Annotated in this window: 14 protein-coding genes and 1 pseudogene; all 15 read right to left on the reverse strand. The window is 68.6% G+C overall.

Annotated elements, in window-relative coordinates; genetic code table 11:
* Positions 1–1,059 (reverse strand): HlyD family efflux transporter periplasmic adaptor subunit (locus tag FBR43_RS10945; protein ID WP_212611919.1); only part of this gene is annotated, 1,059 nt, incomplete at its 3' end.
* Position 1,060: 1 nt separating this feature from the next.
* Positions 1,061–3,214 (reverse strand): ATP-binding cassette domain-containing protein, encoded by a 2,154-nt coding sequence (locus FBR43_RS10950; RefSeq protein ID WP_169542579.1) that lies wholly within the window; start codon positions 3,212–3,214, stop codon positions 1,061–1,063.
* A complete protein-coding gene (locus FBR43_RS10955) occupies positions 3,199–4,527 on the reverse strand; it encodes a TolC family protein (protein WP_136943163.1) in 1,329 nt (442 codons plus the stop codon). Before FBR43_RS10955 ends, FBR43_RS10950 begins: the two co-directional genes overlap by 16 nt.
* Complete coding sequence (locus FBR43_RS10960; RefSeq protein WP_136944167.1) at positions 4,524–5,843, reverse strand: HlyD family type I secretion periplasmic adaptor subunit; 1,320 nt, start codon at positions 5,841–5,843, stop codon at positions 4,524–4,526. Before FBR43_RS10960 ends, FBR43_RS10955 begins: the two co-directional genes overlap by 4 nt.
* Positions 5,844–5,862: 19 nt before the next feature.
* Positions 5,863–7,593, reverse strand: coding sequence for a type I secretion system permease/ATPase (locus FBR43_RS10965; protein ID WP_136943164.1), 1,731 nt, complete (start codon positions 7,591–7,593; stop codon positions 5,863–5,865).
* Complete coding sequence (locus FBR43_RS10970; RefSeq protein ID WP_136943165.1) at positions 7,590–9,209, reverse strand: TolC family protein; 1,620 nt, start codon at positions 9,207–9,209, stop codon at positions 7,590–7,592. Before FBR43_RS10970 ends, FBR43_RS10965 begins: the two co-directional genes overlap by 4 nt.
* Positions 9,210–9,462: 253 nt before the next feature.
* Positions 9,463–11,578, reverse strand: a pseudogene (locus FBR43_RS10975) (ATP-binding protein).
* Positions 11,578–11,838: a DUF2442 domain-containing protein gene (locus FBR43_RS10980; protein WP_136943166.1), complete on the reverse strand. Its 261-nt coding sequence runs from the start codon at positions 11,836–11,838 to the stop codon at positions 11,578–11,580. Before FBR43_RS10980 ends, FBR43_RS10975 begins: the two are co-directional and overlap by 1 nt.
* Complete coding sequence (locus tag FBR43_RS10985; protein WP_136943167.1) at positions 11,822–12,055, reverse strand: DUF4160 domain-containing protein; 234 nt, start codon at positions 12,053–12,055, stop codon at positions 11,822–11,824. The genes FBR43_RS10980 and FBR43_RS10985 overlap by 17 nt, the downstream gene beginning before the upstream one ends.
* Positions 12,055–13,035 (reverse strand): biotin synthase BioB, encoded by a 981-nt coding sequence (gene bioB, locus FBR43_RS10990; RefSeq protein WP_136944168.1) that lies wholly within the window; start codon positions 13,033–13,035, stop codon positions 12,055–12,057. Before bioB ends, FBR43_RS10985 begins: the two co-directional genes overlap by 1 nt.
* An 8-nt stretch (positions 13,036–13,043) precedes the next feature.
* Positions 13,044–15,167 (reverse strand): methylmalonyl-CoA mutase, encoded by a 2,124-nt coding sequence (gene scpA, locus FBR43_RS10995; RefSeq protein WP_249276668.1) that lies wholly within the window; start codon positions 15,165–15,167, stop codon positions 13,044–13,046.
* An 86-nt stretch (positions 15,168–15,253) separates the two neighbouring features.
* Positions 15,254–16,036 (reverse strand): enoyl-CoA hydratase-related protein, encoded by a 783-nt coding sequence (locus tag FBR43_RS11000; RefSeq protein ID WP_136943169.1) that lies wholly within the window; start codon positions 16,034–16,036, stop codon positions 15,254–15,256.
* The gene (gene mce, locus FBR43_RS11005; protein ID WP_136943170.1) at positions 16,036–16,455 is read right to left on the reverse strand and encodes a methylmalonyl-CoA epimerase; all 420 of its coding nucleotides are present in this window, start codon (positions 16,453–16,455) and stop codon (positions 16,036–16,038) included. The genes FBR43_RS11000 and mce overlap by 1 nt, the downstream gene beginning before the upstream one ends.
* Positions 16,452–16,664 (reverse strand): hypothetical protein, encoded by a 213-nt coding sequence (locus FBR43_RS11010; RefSeq protein ID WP_136943171.1) that lies wholly within the window; start codon positions 16,662–16,664, stop codon positions 16,452–16,454. The genes mce and FBR43_RS11010 overlap by 4 nt, the downstream gene beginning before the upstream one ends.
* Positions 16,661–16,945 (reverse strand): hypothetical protein, encoded by a 285-nt coding sequence (locus FBR43_RS11015; protein WP_136943172.1) that lies wholly within the window; start codon positions 16,943–16,945, stop codon positions 16,661–16,663. Before FBR43_RS11015 ends, FBR43_RS11010 begins: the two co-directional genes overlap by 4 nt.
* Between the last annotated feature and the right edge of the window lie 17 nt (positions 16,946–16,962).

Consider the following 16,962-nt stretch of genomic DNA (forward strand, 5'->3'; position numbering starts at 1 on the left):
ATCATTAAAAAACAGGTCGATTCGCTCGCCCGGATTGGGCGATCGCATCGCTCGCGTGTCGACGCGCAGATGCACGCGGTAGAAAGTGAGGTCGCCGCCTTCGCGCTGCTCGGTCATCGTGTCCGGGCTGACGAAGATGACGCTGCCCTCGCCCGACCCATAGACCGCGCTGTCATAGGCGTCGAACTTCACCGACGCGAATTGGCCGGTGCGGATGAAGGCGATGTCGGCCGGCGGTACCTTCGCCTCGACGATCAGTTCGTCGTCGGTGGGCACGATCTGCATCGCCTCGTCGCCGGGGCGCAGCACGCCGCCCACGGTGGTGATGCGGACGTTCTTGACGATGCCTGCGGTCGGCGCACGCAGCTCGGTGTCGCCAAGTTGCGCGCCGCGCTGCGTGAGCTGCTGCTGCGCCGATGCCAGCTCCTCCTTGGCGCGAGTGTATTCGGCCTGAAGATCGCGCACATATTCGTTCTGCAGATTGGTGATCTGGCTCTCGATATCGCTAACGGCGCGCTCCATCCGGAGAATCTCCGAGCGCGCCACGTCGCCGGTCTTCACCAGCGGCAGGTTGAGCGAGAGTTCCTCGCGCGCCAGCCCGGCGGTCTGGCGAAGCGATGCGACCTGTGCGTTGAGCGCCGCACGCCGCCGCCCCAGCAACGCGGTTTCGTTGGCGACATATTCGGGATAGCTGCGCGTCACCGCACTGAAGCGAAGCGGCCGGTTGAACAGCTCGGCCTCGACGCGCGCGATCGTCGCCTCGAGGCTGGCGACGCGCGAGCGCGCCTCCTCCACCCCTGCCCCGACACGCACCGTCTCGAGCGTGATGAGCGACTGGCCGCGCTCGACGCGATCGCCCTCGCGGACATGGATACGCGCGATCTGGCCGCCATCGGTCGACTGGATGACCTGGACGCGGCCCGAGGGGATGACCTGCCCCGGCGCGCGCGTGATCTGGTCGAGCTCGGCCCAGAGCGACCAGGCGACGAAGCCGAACACGAACATGGCGGCGAGACCGACGACGATCGCCGCCGAACGATTCTTGGTACGACGCGCCATCTCAGGCGGCACCCCGGAAGCCGGCGCCGCCGGCGGTGATGCCGCCAGCGGTGATCCCGCTCGCACGCGGCGCCTGCACCGCCCCCGAAGGCGCCACGCGCGCAGCGCCCTGCGCCTGCAACCGGGCGATCACTTCGTCGCGCGGTCCATCGTCAAGCACGCGCCCGCCAGCCATCACGATCACCCGGTCCACCATCGACAACAACGCCATCTTGTGTGTGACGAGGACCAGCGTGCTCTCGGCGCTGAGCCGCGCGGCGAGCGCCTTCATCACCGCCGCCTCGGTGCCGGTATCTAGATTGGCGGTCGGCTCGTCGAGCAGCCACAGGCTCGGTTCGGCAAGCAGCATTCGCGTCAGCCCGGTGAGCGTGCGCTGCCCGCCCGACAGCCCCTTGCCGCCCTCTGCGATCATCAGATCGAGCCCCAGCGGATGCGCGGCGATAAGATCGTTGAGGCCGGTGCGGGCGGCGATCTTGAGCACGGTCTCGTCGCCCGGATCGGCGAGGCCCATCAGCAGATTGTCGCGCAGCGTGCCGTTCACCAGCCGTACGTCCTGCGGAAGATACGCAACATGCGCGCGCAGCACGTCCTCGGCCACCTGCCCCATGTCGAGCCCGCCGAGCGTGACGATGCCGCGCTGCGGCGCGTACAGGCCCGCCATCATCCGCAGCAGCGTCGACTTGCCCGATCCGATACCGCCGATCAGCCCCACGCGCTCGCCCGCCGAGATTTCCAGTGCGGGGATATGCAGCGTCTCCTTGATGCCGCCATAGGCAAAGTCGACGCGGTCGAACCGCAGTGCCGGCTTGAGATGGTCGGGACGCAGCCCCGCGCTGCCCGCCGGATGATCGAGCGGCGATTGCAGGATGCCGTCGAGCACCCGCAGCGACGAGCGCGCATAGCCCCATTGCACGATGAGCGAGGGCAGCTGGGCGATCAGCGGCCCGTTGACGCGCCCGGCGATGATCGCCACCGCCACCAGCCCGCCCGTCGTCAGGTCGCCTTCGGCGACGCGTACCGCGCCTAGCGCGATGATCGCGACATAGGCCATCTGCTGGAGCGTCGCGAACACTGACTGCGCGATCGCCGACCAGCGCCGGACCGGCTGCTCGCTCGCGAGCACGGCCTCGATCAGGCCGTTCCAGCGCGCCAGCATGTACCAGCCGCCGCGATTGGCCTTCACCGTCTCGGCAGCGTCGAAGCTCTCGACGAGCAGGCCGTTCTTGCGGTTGCCCGTCGCCTGCGCTGCCTCTGTCGCAGTACGGATGCCGCGCGCGAGGAAGAAGGCAAGCAGCAGCGATATCGGAAACAGGATGAGCGGCACCAGCACGACATAACCGCCGAGCAGATAGATCACGACGAGGAACAGCAGCGCAAAGGGTAGATCGGCGAGCAGGAACAGCGATGCCGACGAATAGAGCGCGCGCACCTGTTCGAGCCCGCGCATCTGCGCCGCCATCGTCCCCACGCCGCCCGGTCGCGCATCGAGCCTTACCGCCTGCGCGCGCGCGAAGAAGAACTCGCTCACCTCGGTGTCGATGTCGCCCGCCTCGCGCTCCATCAGCAGCGCGCGCGTCATGCGGAGCAGGAAGTCGAGCAGCAGCGCGAACAGCACGCCGACGGTGAGCACCCACAGCGTGGAAAAGCCCGCACGCGGGATCACGCGATCATAGACCTGCATCGAATAGAGCGAAGTTGCCAGCGCGATCAGGTTGACCACCGCGGTCGCGACGAGCGCCGTCGCGATCGCGCCGCGGCGTTGCAGCAGCGCATCGCGGAAGATGCGGCTGGCCGAACGCTCGTGCCCGCGGCGCATCGCATCGGGGAATTGCAGGCGGAAGAAGCGCATGCCCTCGTCCCAGGGCCGCGTTTCGACAGCCCCCGTCGCGCGGATGCGCAGCAGATCCGGGCCTTCCCAGCTTTCGGCGATGCCCCAGCCGCTGTCCTCGCTGTAGACGATCGCGGGCAGCGCATGCGCGCGCGGGCGCCGGTCGAGCACCTGCGGCGGTTCCCAGCCGAGATCGCCGCACATCCGCGCCAGCGCCTCGCGGTCGCTGCCGGTGGCGCCGCCCAGCCGGTCGCGCCAGCCCGGCGCGAGCTGCACGCCCAGCAGCCGCGCGAACTCGGCGACGATATCGGTCAGTCGTTCGGCCATTCGACCTGCCCTCCAAGCCGTCCCTGCGGCTGCCACTGGCATGTGCGCAGCAGCAGCCGCGCCGTCGACGCCATTGCCGAGATTTCGGCATCGGCCTCGCCGAGCCGCGCCTGCGCCGCCTCGCGCACGGCGTTCATCACGTCGAGCCACGTCCGCCGGCCCGCGACGAACTGGCGGTAGAAGCTCGCGGTCACCTGATCGGCGGTATCGGCGGCATCGGCGCTGGCGACGATGCGCGCGCGCGCCGCCTCGTTCTCGACGAGATCGGCACTCACCGCCTCGTTGATCTCGCGCACCGCGGTCTGCACGTCGAGCTGCGCGGCACCCGCGCGCAGCCGCGCGGCATCGGCGCGGCGCAGGTCGGACAGCCCGCCGCTCGTCTGCGCGGTAACGGCAAGGCCGGCACGCGTGCCCACGATGTCGTTGTACGAAAGCTGCGCCGACAATTGCGGGTAGATCGAAGCACGCGCAATGCGCGCATCCTCGCGTGCCACCAGCGCCTCGGCGCTCAGGCGATCGCGCTGCGGGCTGCACGTCGCCGCCGTCTCGACCGGATCCGTCAAATTGGGATGGTGCACGCGCGCGTCATATTCTGGCACGGTGCCGGGATCGTAGCTCGCATCGCCCACCAGCTGGCGGATGCGGGCGATCGCGGCACGCTGCTGGGCGCGCGTCTGCGCGACCTCCTGCTGCGTCTGCGCTGTGCGCGAGCGCGCGAGTGCGAGGTCGGTGGCCGGACTGATCTCGGCATCGACACGGTTCTCGATCGAACCGACCAGTGTCCCCAGATTCGTGAGATTGGCCTCGAGAATCTCGGCCCGCCGCGCGAGCCGCGCGATATCGTAATAGGCTTCGGTCACCTGCAACGCGATCTCGAACACCGTCTCGTCGACCTGCGCGGCGCGCGCGAGCCGCTCGGCGCGCGCACGGTCGATCGTCGCGCCCAACCGCCCGAAGGTATAGACGGGCTGGTCGGCGACAAGCTGCGCGCCGAGGCCGGGCCCCGTGCCGAGCGCCACGCCCTGCACGCCGAAGCTCGGCAGCCGCAGGTTGCGCGCGGCGCTCACCTCGGCATCGGCGGCGCGCACCGATGCGCGGCCGGCGCTCACCGCCGGATAGGTGTCGGTCGCGCGCTGGACCGAAGCGAACAGCGCCGGGCCGATGCCGGGCGGCCGCGGCAGCGCCACCTCGGCGACGGGCGCCTCGGTATCGGGCGGGCCGGCGGCTCCGCGCGGCGCATCCTGTGCGAGCGCGGCGCCGCCGGCCGTGACGAGGCCGGCGGCGAGCATCGCCCGCCGCAACGCAATCCTCATTCGCGGAAAGCCCGCTGTTGCAGCCGCGTGATCGGCGTCAGCACATAGGAAAGCACCGAACGCTTGTCACCGAGCAGGCTGACGTCGACGGTCATGCCTGATCCCAGATCGAGCGGCCGGCCATCGGGCCCGGTCAGCGTCTCCGAATTGGCGCGCACGCGCACGATGTAATGGCTCTCGCCCGTCCGCTCGTCGATCACCGCGTCGGGCGAGATCGTCTCGACCTCGCCGTCCATCGATCCGTAGATCGCCGAATCATAGGCCGAAACGTTGATCTTGGCGGGCTGGCGGATGCGTACGAAGCCGATGTCCTTGGGTGCCACCTGCGCCTCGACGAGCAGCTGGTCCTCGCTCGGCACCAGCTCGACCAGCGGCGCGCCGGGGGCGACGGTGCCACCCACCGTCGACACCAGCACGCGGTTGATGCGCCCGTCCATCGGCGCGGTAAGCGTCGAGCGGCGCACGGCATCGGCAAGCGCCGGCAGCACGCGGCGCTTGGCGGCCATTTCGGCCTGGGCGGCCGCCAGTTCGCTCGCGGCGCGCGCGCGCCAGTCCTGCCGCAGCTGGTTGAGCGACGACTGCGCCTCGGCGACGCCGGCCTGCGCGCGCGCGATCGCCGCCTGCGCGGCCGCCATGTCGCTGCGCGCGACGCTGGCGTTATTTTCGAGCTGCACCAGCGTGAGACGCGGCTCGATGCCGCGTTCGACCAGCGGGCGCATCAGATCGGCCTGCTGCTCGAGCGAGCGTAGCGACGATGCGCGCGATTCATACGCAGCCTGCGCCTCGCCCACCGCGCGCTGCGTCTGGGTGATGCGCGACTGCGCCGCGGCGGTCGAGCTCGCCAGATCGGCCATGCGCGACATGTGCAGCGAGCGTTCGATCGCGATCTGCTCGTTGACCGCGGCGTCCTGCGACACCGGGTAGCGCGGTGCGCGACCCTGCACCTCGGCCTCGAGCCGCGCGATCTTCGCGGTCAGCGCCGACACGCTGAGTTCGCTGCTGCCCAGCTCGGCGCCGGTGCGCGTGGGATCGAGGCGGATGAGCGGCTGGCCGCGCTTCACTTCCTCGCCCGCACGCGCGAGGATCGCCTCGACCACGCCGCCTTCGAGGTTCGATACCACCTGCAATCGCGAGCCGGGGATGATGCGCCCCGTCGCGCGCACGGTACGGTCGATCTCGGTCAGCGCCGCCCAAGCCACGAACGCCACGAAGAAGGCCGTGATGAGCCACAGCAGCAGGTTCGACGCCGCCTTGGGCTTGATCGGAACGGCATCCTCGATACGGCCCTGTTCGCGCGGGGCGATGGTGGTTTCCATGTTCATGCGATGCGAATCCTCAAGCCGCCGCGCGCGGGCGCTGGAGCTGCTGGAGCACCTGGTCGCGCGGGCCGTCGGCAATGATCTTGCCGCCCTCGACGATCACCACGCGGTCGGCCAGCCGCAGCAGCGCGGTGCGGTGCGTGATCATCACCAGCGTCCGCCCCTTCAGCTCTTCCTGCAGCCGGTCGATCAGCTGGTTCTCGGTCTGCGAGTCCATCGCGCTGGTCGGTTCGTCGAAGATCATGATCGGCGGGCTGCCCGCCAGCGCGCGCGCCAGCGTGATCGACTGGCGTTGGCCGCCTGACAGCCCCTCGCCGCGATCCGCCAGGATCAGGTCGTACCCGTTGGTGATGCGGCCCATGAAGCCGTGTGCGCCCGATAGCTCGGATGCGCGCAGCATCTCGGTATCGTCGATATGCGGCCGGTCGAGCGCGATGTTCTCGCGCACGCTGCCCGAAAGCAGCACCGTCTCCTGCAACGCCGTGCCGATATTGGCGCGCAGGCCGACGGTGTCGTACTGGCGGATGTCGGTGCCGTCGATCAGCACCAGCCCGTCCTGCGGCTCGTACAGCCCAAGCATCAGCCGCGCGACGGTCGACTTGCCCGATCCCACGCGACCGATCAGCGCGACGCGCTGCCCCGGCTCGATCGTGAGATTGAAATTGTCGAGCGTCTTCTCGCTGGCGCCGGGATATTTGAACGCGACGCTCTTGAGCTCGATCTTGCCATTGAAGCGGCCCGGAATCAGCGGCTGGCCCGCCGGCCCCTCCGACGGCACCTCCATCAGCCCGTTGAGCTGGCGATAGGCAGTGCGCGTCGCCGAGATGCGGCTCATCAGCTGCGCGATCTGCCCCAGTGGCTGCACCGCACGGCCGGCGAGGATCGAGCAGGCGACGAGCCCGCCGGTGGTCAGCTCGCGCTCGGCGATCAGGAACACGCCGGCGATCACGACGCCCATATACGCTGCTGAATTGGCCGAGGTGGCGATCGTCACCGCGATCGTCGAGATCAGCCGCTGCCGCATCGAGCTGTCGGCATGCTCCTCGATCGCCGCCAGCCAGCGCTTCTGCATCAGCCCGCCGGCGCCCGAGGTCTTGACCATCTCGAGGCTGCCGATCGATTCGACGAGCACCGACTGCTTGTAGAGCCCGCCACTCATCGACTTGGCCGACAGCCGGTCGAGCGCGGGCTGCGTGAGCAGCCCCGCCCCGATCACCAGCGGCACCAGCAGCAGCGGCACCCACACGATCGGCCCGCCGATGATGCCGATGAAGATGAGCGTGATGAAGATGAACGGCACATCGACCACAGCGGTGAGCGTGGCCGAGGCGAAGAAGTCGCGCAGCGTCTCGAGCTCGCGCATCAGGCCCGAAAGCTGGCCGACCGAGCCCTTCTTCATGTCGAGCCGGATGCGCATCAGCCGGTCGAACACGCTCGATCCGATTTCGCGGTCGATGTCGGCGCCGGCGATGTCGACGAAATAGGCGCGCAGGATGCGCAATGCGAAATCGAAGATGAGGACGATGCCGATGCCGATCGACAGCGCCGTCAGCGAATCGAACGCCAGATTGGGGACGACGCGATCATAGACCGTCATCGTGAACAGCGAGATGACGAGCCCGAACAGGTTTATCATCGCCGCCGCCAGCGCGACCTTCAGATACACGCTCTTGTTGCGGAACATCGGCTCGGCGAGCCAGCGCGCGAAACGGGGCGGACGGGCCTCGACCAGTTCTTTGTCGCTCATTTCGTTTCCACCCGTGCCGGCGCGATGCCGAAGCTGTCGAGGAGTTTGCCCGTTCGCGCGAGCAAAGCATAGCGCGCGATGTCGAGTTCGGTCACGGTCTCGATATAGCGCGTCGCGACGTTGAAATAGTTGGTCTCTGCGCCCAGCACGTCAAACAGCGTCCCGCGCGCGACGCGGAATCGCTCGACCAGCACGTCGCGCGACTGGCGCGTGGCGACGTAGTTGGCTTCGATCGCCTCGGCCGATTCGGCGAGCGCCTGCACGTCGGACCAGGCGATCGCGGCATCGCGCGCGGCTTCCTCGCGCACGCGCGAATAGGTCGCCTCGGCACCGCGCGCGCGCGCCGCCGACTGGTCGATCCGCTGCTTGGCGCCGCCGAAGAAGCGGTGGCTGAGCGTGACGCTGCCGCGCACGTCATAGTCGCCGCTATTCTCGAAAAAGCCGTAGCGGCCGGTATCGACGCCCACCGACACGCCGGGGAGCGAGTCGCCCTTGGCCGCCTTGAGATCGAACCGCGCCGCCTCGGCCTGGCGCCGCGCGGCTTCAACCGCGGGGATCGTCTCGGCATCGGCCATCGCGCGTTCGCGCGTGATCGCCGGCCCTTGCGCGGCGGGTGCGCGACCGAGCTGCGGCGGTGGCGGATTTCCGGTGATCTGCGTGAACTGCGCCTCGGCGGTGGCGAGGCTGCGCTTGAAGCCGGCAAGCTGCGTCTGCGCCGCGGCGATGTAGCTCTCGACCTGCGCCTTGTCGCCGGGCGCCGACACGCCCTGCGCGATGCGATCGTCGATCGCGGCGCGCAGATCGGTCTGGTTGGCGAGGAACGCCTCCGACAGTCCCACCAGCGCGCGGAAGCCGAACACCTGATACCATGCCTGCACGCCGCGCAGCGCGAGTTGCGCCGACACGTCGTCGATCGTGCTCGTCGCCGCCGCCAGCCGCTGGTTGCCTGCCTCGATGCGCGCGTTCGACGTGCCGAAGTCGAGAATCGGCTGCTGGATGCGCAGCAACTGGTCGGTGCGCTCGCGCGGCCGCGAACGCTCGAGCACGTTCTGCGGATCGTTCGAGAAGTTGCGGGTAAGGATGTTAAAATAGGTCATCGAGACATCGACGACCGGATATTGCAGCGTACGCGCCTCGTTGCGCGCGGCCAGCGCCTCGTCCTGCCGTGCCACGACCTCGTCGACCGAGGGATGCCGCGAGACCGCTGCCTGGATCGCCGCCTGGAAACCCGCAAGGTCGCCGCTCGCGCGCGCCAGCCGCAAAATCGGGTCGGCTTCGGGATCGATCGCCATCGGATCGTTGCTGGGAGCCGGCAGCACGCCGTCACGCGTGCGTGCGCCATCCTGGAAGCGCGGATCGACGGGCGCGTCGGGCAGTTCGCCACGCAGCGGCTGAATCGCGAGCGGTGCGGGACGCGGCACGGCAGGAGCCGATGGCGGAGCCACGGGCTGCACCGGCGTCGGCGCCGGCAACGCGCGTGGCGCGGGCGGCGGCGGCGTGGCGCCCGCCTGCGGATTGACGACGAGCGATCCCTGCGGCCCCGGCGCGACCTGCGCGGCGGCAGCCTCGGCGCGCATGGCAACCATCGGCAGCGCCATGGCGGAAGCGCCCAGCATCAACGACTGGCAGAGTGATCGAAAACGCAAACCCGCCCGCTCCCTCGGTCCCGCTTCCGCCCGGACCGGCCGACCTCGACACAGCCCGCCGCGTCGCCCGACAGTCCGGTACAGAAAAATGGCGCCTGCCGCGGCGTGCGGCCCCGTCGCCGCGCCACGACACCCCGCCCCCAGGGCCCGCCGCAACGCCGCGCCGCATTAACGATCGGGAAACAAGGTGTAAAGCGTGGTGGCCCGGCGCTGCGTGCGGCGATCAGGCGAATTCGAGGATGGCGGCATCGACCGCGAGGCTCGCGCCGGCCTCGAAATGCACCTTCTCGACCACGCCCGGCCGCTCGGCGCGCAGGATGTTCTCCATCTTCATCGCCTCGACGGTGGCGAGCGGTTGCCCCGCCTCGACGCGATCGCCCTCGCTCACATGCAGCGCGGTGAGCAGTCCCGGCATCGGGCACAGCAGCAGCTTCGAGGTATCGGGCGGCACCTTCTCGATCATGTGGCGCGCGAGCGGCGCGACATGCGCGGGCAGCACGCGCGCGACATGGCTCGCGCCGCGCGTGGTGATGCGCCAGCCGGCGCGCACCGGCCGCACCATTGCCGACAGCGGTTCGCCATCGATCTCGGCCTCGACGAGCGCGCGGCCGGGTGCGTAATCGTGGCGCAGCGCCATCGGCGCGCCATCGACGCGCACCTCGCCATCGGCCGCGATATCGATGGCGAAGGTCTCGCCGGCGATCGTCACCGACCAGCCGGCGGGCGCATCGAGCGGCTTGCCCAGTTGCCCGCCGATATGCCGCGCGCGCAGCCGTGGCGTGTCCGACGACCGCCGACAATGCCGCCAGCCGCCGAAGCAGCGCGGCATCGGCGGGCGCGCCGGCGAACCCCTCGGGATATTCCTCGGCGATGAAGCCGGTGGTCAGTTCCCCCGAGCGGAAGCGCGGATGCTGCATCAGCGCCGACAGGAAATCGATGTTGTTGCCGACGCCTTCGACCACGAAGCGATCGAGCGCCGCGATCTGGAGATCGGCCGCTTCGTCGCGCGTCGGCGCCCAGGTGACGAGCTTGGCGATCATCGGATCGTAGAACATGCTGACTTCGCCGCCCTCGGCGACGCCATCATCGACGCGGGTGTAGCTGTCCTTCGATACGCGGCCTTCGCCTTCGCTCAGTCCGCTACTCAGGACGAACGGGTCTCCCTCCCGCCGTTCGCCCTGAGTAGCCACTGAGCTTGTCGAAGCGGCGTATCGAAGGGTCGCGTATGGCGTTTCCTGCGACGCAGGCGGTGCATACCGCACCAGCCGCCCGGTCGACGGCAGGAAGCCGCGATAGGGGTCTTCGGCATAGACGCGGTTCTCGATCGCCCAGCCGTCGAGCCTGACATCATCCTGCGTGAACGCAAGGCGTTCGCCGGCGGCTACGCGGATCATCTGCTCGACCAGATCGATGCCGGTGATCGCCTCGGTCACCGGATGCTCGACCTGAAGCCGCGTGTTCATCTCGAGGAAGTAGAAGGCGTCGCCCGTGGTATCGGCGCCCGAGACGATCAACTCGACGGTGCCCGCCGAGTGATAGTCCACCGCACGCGCGAGCGCTACCGCCTGCTCGCCCATCTTCTTGCGCATCGCGGGGCTGACGAAGGGCGACGGCGCTTCCTCGACCACTTTCTGGTGACGACGCTGGATCGAGCATTCGCGCTCGCCGAGATAGACGATGTTGCCGTGCCGGTCGCCCAGCACCTGAATCTCGATATGGCGCGGGCTCTCGATGAACTTCTCGATGAACACGCGATCGTCGCCGAAGCTCGCCAGCCCCTCGCGCTTGGTCGCCTCGAACCCCTCGCGCACGTCCTGCTCGCTGTAGGCGAGGCGCATTCCCTTGCCGCCACCGCCGGCCGAGGCCTTCATCATCACCGGATAGCCGATGTCCGAGGCGATCCGCACCGCCTCGTCGGTGTCGGCGATCTCGCCGAGGAAGCCGGGCACGACGTTGACGCCCGCCGCCTTGGCTAGCTTCTTCGATTCGATCTTGTCGCCCATCGCCGCGATGGCGCCCGGCGGCGGACCGACGAAAGCGATGCCCGCCTCGGCGCACGCGCGCGCGAATCTCTCGCGCTCGGAGAGGAAGCCGTAGCCCGGATGGATGCAGTCGGCGCCCGTCTCCTTGGCGGCGAGCAGGATCAGGTCGGCCTTCAGATAACTTTCCGCCGCCGGCGCCGGGCCGAGGCGCACGGCCTCGTCCGCCATGAGGACGTGCGGGGAGCGCGCATCGGCATCCGAATAGACCGCGACGGTCTTCAGCCCCATGCGCTTGGCAGTGCGAAACACCCGGCACGCGATTTCGCCGCGATTGGCGACGAGGATTTTCTTGAACATCAATGCACTCCCGGCGCCGGCGCGCCGCGTAGCAGACCCTCGGTACTCAGGTCTTCGTCGATATCGGGCCAATGGATACCGTATCCAGCGCCCGCGCGCTCCCAATGGCTGCGTTCTTCGGCCGTGGCCGCAAGCAGCCGTGGATACCAGGCAAGCGGCGCGGCGATGGTGCGGCCATCCATCAGGTCTACGATGACGCTGGCGTCGTCGAACCGCACGTCGAGCACGCGCTCGTCGGTCACTCTAGCCGAAATATTCATGCCATGCCTCCAGCAACAGCGCGTGGTTCGCCTCGACCATCGCCAGCATTTCATTGATCTCGTGCGCGCGAAACCCCCGGCTCTTCGCGACTCCGACCGGCTCCAGCCAGACCTTGATCGTCGCCTCGCCGCGGTCGATATGGACGTGCGGCGGCTCGTTCGGCTCATGGCTGTAGAAGTAAAAACGGAACGCGCCAATCCGTAGCACCGTGGGCATCAGGCGGCCGCCATCGCCGTAAGCCCCAGCTTCGCGAACAGCGCGCTATCCGCATCATCGCCGGCATTGCCCGTCGTCAGCAGCTTGTCGCCGGTGAAGATCGAGTTCGCGCCGGCGAGGAAGCAGAGCGCCTGCGTCGCCTCGCTCATGCTCTCGCGGCCCGCGCTCAGGCGCACCATGCTCGACGGCATGGTGATGCGCGCTACCGCGACCGTCCGCACGAACTCGATATCGTCGATCTTGGCCATCGGCGTGTCCGCCAGCATGTCGCCCAGCGGCGTGCCCTTCACCGGCACCAGCGCGTTGACCGGCACGCTTTCGGGCGGCGTGGGCAGGTTGGCGAGCGCGTGGATGAAGCCCACGCGATCGCTGCGCGCCTCGCCCATCCCGACGATGCCACCCGAACAAACGTTGATCCCCGCCGCGCGCACCGCGTCGAGCGTATCGAGCCGGTCCCCGAACGTCCGGGTGGTGATGACTTTCGCGTAATGCTCGGGAGAGGTGTCGATATTGTGGTTGTAGTAATCTAGCCCCGCCTCGGCGAGCTGCTCCGCTTGGCGCGGCGTCAGCATGCCCAAGGTCATGCAGGTCTCCATGCCCATCTGGCGCACCCCCTGCACCATCTGGACGATCGCGGGCATGTCGCGGTCCTTGGGATTGCGCCACGCCGCGCCCATGCAGAAGCGCGTCGAGCCATTGTCCTTGGCCTCGGCCGCCGCCTGCATCACCGCGCGCACGTCCATCAGCTTGGTGGCCTTGAGGCCCGTCTCGGCACCGGCTGCCTGGTTGCAATATCCGCAATCCTCGGGGCAGCCGCCGGTCTTGATTGACAGCAGCGTCGAGCGCTGAACCTGATTGGCCGGGTGGTTCGCACGGTGCACCTCGGCGGCGCGGAACACGAGTTCGGTGAACGGCAGGTCGTACAGCTCGGCGATTGCCGCGCGCGGCCAGCGCTCGATCACCTGCGGCTCGATCGGCATCACCGTGTTCACTCGGCGGCCTCCTCGGCGGGCGGCATGTTGTGGCCGAGCAGGCGCAGCACTTCCTCGGCCGCTGCGATCAGGTTGGTGCCGGGGCCGAAGATCGCCTGCACGCCGGCATCGCGCAGGGTCTGATAGTCCTGCGCGGGGATCACGCCGCCGGCGATCACCTTGATGTCGGCGCGGCCGGCATCCTTTAGGTGGCCGATGAGCTCAGGAATCAGCGTCTTGTGCCCGGCGGCGAGGCTCGAGGCGCCGACCACGTCGACATCCCGCTCGACCGCGAGCTTTGCGGCTTCCTCGGGCGTCTGGAACAGCGGGCCGGGCACTACCTCGAACCCCAGATCGCCGAACATGCTCGATACCAGATTGGCGCCGCGATCATGGCCGTCCTGTCCCATCTTGGCGACGAGCATGCGCGGGCGGCGGCCGAGCCGGCGCTCGGTGGCGGCAACGCCCTCGGTCAGGCGGTCCCAGCGCGCGTCATCGGCATAGGCGCCGCCATAGATGCCGCTGACGGGCGTCGGCTGCGTGCCGTAGCGGCCGAACACCACCTCCATCGCCGCCGATATCTCGCCGAGCGTCGCGCGGGCACGCGCGCAATCCACTGCCAGCGCGAGGAGGTTGGCGTCGCCCGCAGCACCCTCGCGCAGCCGGCCGAGCGCCGCCTGGCATGCCGCCTCGTCGCGCGCGGCGCGCACGCGCTCGATCCGCGCGATCTGGCCCGCGCGGACCGCGTGATTGTCGATGTCGAGAATCTCGACGGGGTCCTCGTCCTTCAGCCGGTACTTGTTGACGCCGACGATCACGTCCTCGCCGCGATCGACGCGCGCGGCACGCGCGGCCGATGCCTGCTCGATCATCGCCTTGGGCCAGCCGGCGGCGACTGCGCTCGCCATGCCGCCCTCGGCATCGATGCGGTCGAGCAATTCGGTCGCGCGATCGACCAGCTCCTGCGTTAGCGCCTCGACATAATAGCTGCCGCCCAGCGGATCGACGACCTTGGTGATCCCCGTTTCCTCGGCGAGCACGATCTGCGTGTTGCGCGCGATGCGGGCGGAGAAATCGGTGGGTAGCGCGATCGCCTCGTCGAGCGCGTTGGTGTGCAGGCTTTGCGTGCCGCCGAGCACCGCCGCCATCGCTTCCACCGTGGTGCGGATGACGTTGTTGTAGGGGTCCTGCTCCTGCAACGACACGCCCGAGGTCTGGCAGTGCGTGCGCAGCATCTTCGAACGCTCGTCCTTCGCACCCAGATCGGTCATGGCGCGATGCCAAAGCGTGCGCGCGGCGCGGAGCTTCGCGACTTCCATGAAGAAGTTCATGCCGATCGCGAAGAAGAAGCTGAGCCGCCCGGCGAACCGGTCGATGTCGAGCCCCGTCGCCATTGCGGCCCGCGCATATTCCTTGCCGTCGGCGATGGTGAAGGCGAGCTCCTGCACCTGCGTCGCCCCGGCTTCCTGCATGTGATAGCCCGAGATCGAGATCGAGTTGAACCGGGGCATGTGCTCGGAGGTGTAGGCGATGATGTCCGCGATGATCCGCATCGAGGGTTCGGGCGGATAGATATAGGTGTTGCGGACCATGAACTCCTTGAGAATGTCGTTCTGGATCGTGCCGTCGAGCTGCGCCTGCGCGACACCCTGCTCCTCGCCCGCGACGATGAAGAAGGCGAGGATCGGGATCACCGCGCCGTTCATCGTCATGCTGACGCTCATCTGATCGAGCGGGATGCCGTCGAACAGGATCTTCATGTCCTCGACGGTGTCGATCGCGACGCCCGCCTTGCCGACATCGCCCGTCACGCGCGAATGATCGCTGTCATAGCCGCGATGCGTCGCGAGATCGAACGCGACTGACAGGCCCTTCTGCCCCGCCGCCAGATTACGGCGATAGAAGGCGTTCGATTCCTCGGCGGTCGAGAAGCCGGCATATTGCCGGATCGTCCACGGGCGGCCGGCATACATCGACGCGCGCACGCCACGCGTGAACGGCGCCAGGCCGGGCAGGCCGGGGTCCCAGCCTTCATTATCCTCGGCAGTATAGAGCGGCTTGACCGCAATGCCCTCGGGCGTCTGCCAGTTGAGGTCGCGGTCCTTCACTTCCTTGTCAGCGAGCGCGCGCCAGGCCTCCATCGTCGCTTGGCGCGGCGGTTCGGCCTGGGCGGCGGCGTCGCGCACCGTACCCGGATCCTCGCCCCTATTATTCTCGATCTCGGCCATCAAACGCCCCTGAACTGCGGCTTTCGCTTCTGGAGAAAGGCCATGCCGCCTTCCATCGAATCGCCGCTGCCGCGCGCATCGCGCTGCGCTTCGGCTTCGCGCTGCATCGCATCGGCATAGGAAAGCTCGAACGCGGCGTGCAGGTTGCGCCGCATCAGGCCAAGCGCCACCGTCGGCCCCGCCGCGAGCCGCTCGGCTAGCGCGAAGGCGGTGGCGTCGAGCGTCTCGTCGGCGACGACCTTGTGGATCATGCCCCAAGCCAGCGCCGTGTCGGCGAGCACGCGCTCGCCGAGCATCATCATCTCGGTCGCGCGCGCGCGACCGATGAGGCGCGGCAGCATCCACGACGCGCCGCCATCGGGGACGAGGCCGATATTGACGAACGCCTGGAGGAAATAGGCAGTGTCGCTGGCGACGCAGAAATCGGCGGCGAGCGCGAGGCTGCATCCGATCCCCGCCGCCGGCCCGCGCACCGCGCTGACGAGGGGCACCGGCAGGTCAGCGAGCGCCAGCAGCGCGCGATTGTAATGGCCGGTAAGTGCCGCGAACGTCGCCTCACCCGGATTGTCGCTGCCGAGTGCCCCGCCCGCAACATCGGCGCCCGAGCAGAAGCCGCGCCCCGCCCCGCCGATCAGCACCGCGCGCGCGCCGTCGAGCGTGTCGATCGCCGCACGCAACTCGTCGAACATCGCCGGCGGCGCGGCATTGAGGCGATCGGGCCGGTTGAGCGTAAGCACCAGCACGTCGCCGCGCCGTTCGGCCAGGATATGCTCGAACGCCATCAATGCGCCTCCTTCGGCGTTTCCATGATCTCGGTGAGCACGCCGCCCATGTCGCGCGGATGGACGAAGAAGATCGGCGTGCCGTGCGCACCGATCCGCGGCTCGCCGAGCACACGCGCGCCCTTGGCCTCGAACCAAGCCTTCGCTTCGTGGATGTCGGGCACCTCGTAGCAGACGTGATGCTGCCCGCCCGCCGGGCTCTTCGCGAGGAAGGCGCGGATCGGGGAGGTGTCGCCCAGCGGCTCGATCAGCTCGATCTGCGTATTGGGCGTGTCGACGAAGCACACGCGCACGCCCTGCGTGGGCAGGTCGAACGGCTCGCCGATCGCGGTCGCTCCCATCACGTCACGATAGAAGGCGATGCTGGCGTCGATCGACGGCGTGGCGACGCCGACATGGTTGAGGCGGCCGAGGATCATCCTTCGATCCGCGGGGTCTGCGCGCTGCGCTGGGTCATTTCGATCATCGTCTCGATCCGGATCACACGCTTGTCGAGCCCGAGCACGTCGCCCGTCAGCCGACCAAGCGCCTCGCTCTGCTTCTCGCCCACCTTTTCGAGCTGGCGCACCTGTTCCTGAAGCAGCAGCAATTGCTTGATGCCCTTCACCGCGTCACCGAGCGTACTCACTGGCGCAGCCCCGCTTCGCGAAGCCGGCGATCCGAATCCTCGATCGCCGACTCGATCATCGATGCCGTCCGCTCCAGCCGCGCCTTCATGTCCGGTATCGCCTCGACCAGTTCGCCGACGATCGCGGCAAGCTCGGCCGCGGCTTCGGCTTCGGCGGGATCGTCCGCCTCCACCTTGCTTCGGATATACTCACCGATCGACACCCCACCCGCCGCCGCACGGGCCGCGAGCGTCGCCTTGAGCGCTGGGGTCGCGAGGAAAGTCACACGCTCAGTATGCATAATTCGGCCCTTGTCAT

This window comes from Sphingomonas baiyangensis (assembly GCF_005144715.1).
GTDB lineage: Bacteria > Pseudomonadota > Alphaproteobacteria > Sphingomonadales > Sphingomonadaceae > Sphingomonas > Sphingomonas baiyangensis.

What these genes read in the sequence shown, in the direction of transcription:
- FBR43_RS10950 (WP_169542579.1), bottom strand. Translation starts at nt 3,214, where the DNA reads ATGGCCGAACGACTGACCGATATCGTCGCCGAGTTCGCGCGGCTGCTG.
- FBR43_RS10955 (WP_136943163.1), bottom strand. Translation starts at nt 4,527, where the DNA reads ATGAGGATTGCGTTGCGGCGGGCGATGCTCGCCGCCGGCCTCGTCACG.
- FBR43_RS10960 (WP_136944167.1), bottom strand. Translation starts at nt 5,843, where the DNA reads ATGGAAACCACCATCGCCCCGCGCGAACAGGGCCGTATCGAGGATGCC.
- FBR43_RS10965 (WP_136943164.1), bottom strand. Translation starts at nt 7,593, where the DNA reads ATGAGCGACAAAGAACTGGTCGAGGCCCGTCCGCCCCGTTTCGCGCGC.
- FBR43_RS10970 (WP_136943165.1), bottom strand. Translation starts at nt 9,209, where the DNA reads ATGCTGGGCGCTTCCGCCATGGCGCTGCCGATGGTTGCCATGCGCGCC.
- FBR43_RS10980 (WP_136943166.1), bottom strand. Translation starts at nt 11,838, where the DNA reads ATGAATATTTCGGCTAGAGTGACCGACGAGCGCGTGCTCGACGTGCGG.
- FBR43_RS10985 (WP_136943167.1), bottom strand. Translation starts at nt 12,055, where the DNA reads ATGCCCACGGTGCTACGGATTGGCGCGTTCCGTTTTTACTTCTACAGC.
- bioB (WP_136944168.1), bottom strand. Translation starts at nt 13,035, where the DNA reads ATGCCGATCGAGCCGCAGGTGATCGAGCGCTGGCCGCGCGCGGCAATC.
- scpA (WP_249276668.1), bottom strand. Translation starts at nt 15,167, where the DNA reads ATGGAGGCCTGGCGCGCGCTCGCTGACAAGGAAGTGAAGGACCGCGAC.
- FBR43_RS11000 (WP_136943169.1), bottom strand. Translation starts at nt 16,036, where the DNA reads ATGGCGTTCGAGCATATCCTGGCCGAACGGCGCGGCGACGTGCTGGTG.
- mce (WP_136943170.1), bottom strand. Translation starts at nt 16,455, where the DNA reads ATGATCCTCGGCCGCCTCAACCATGTCGGCGTCGCCACGCCGTCGATC.
- FBR43_RS11015 (WP_136943172.1), bottom strand. Translation starts at nt 16,945, where the DNA reads ATGCATACTGAGCGTGTGACTTTCCTCGCGACCCCAGCGCTCAAGGCG.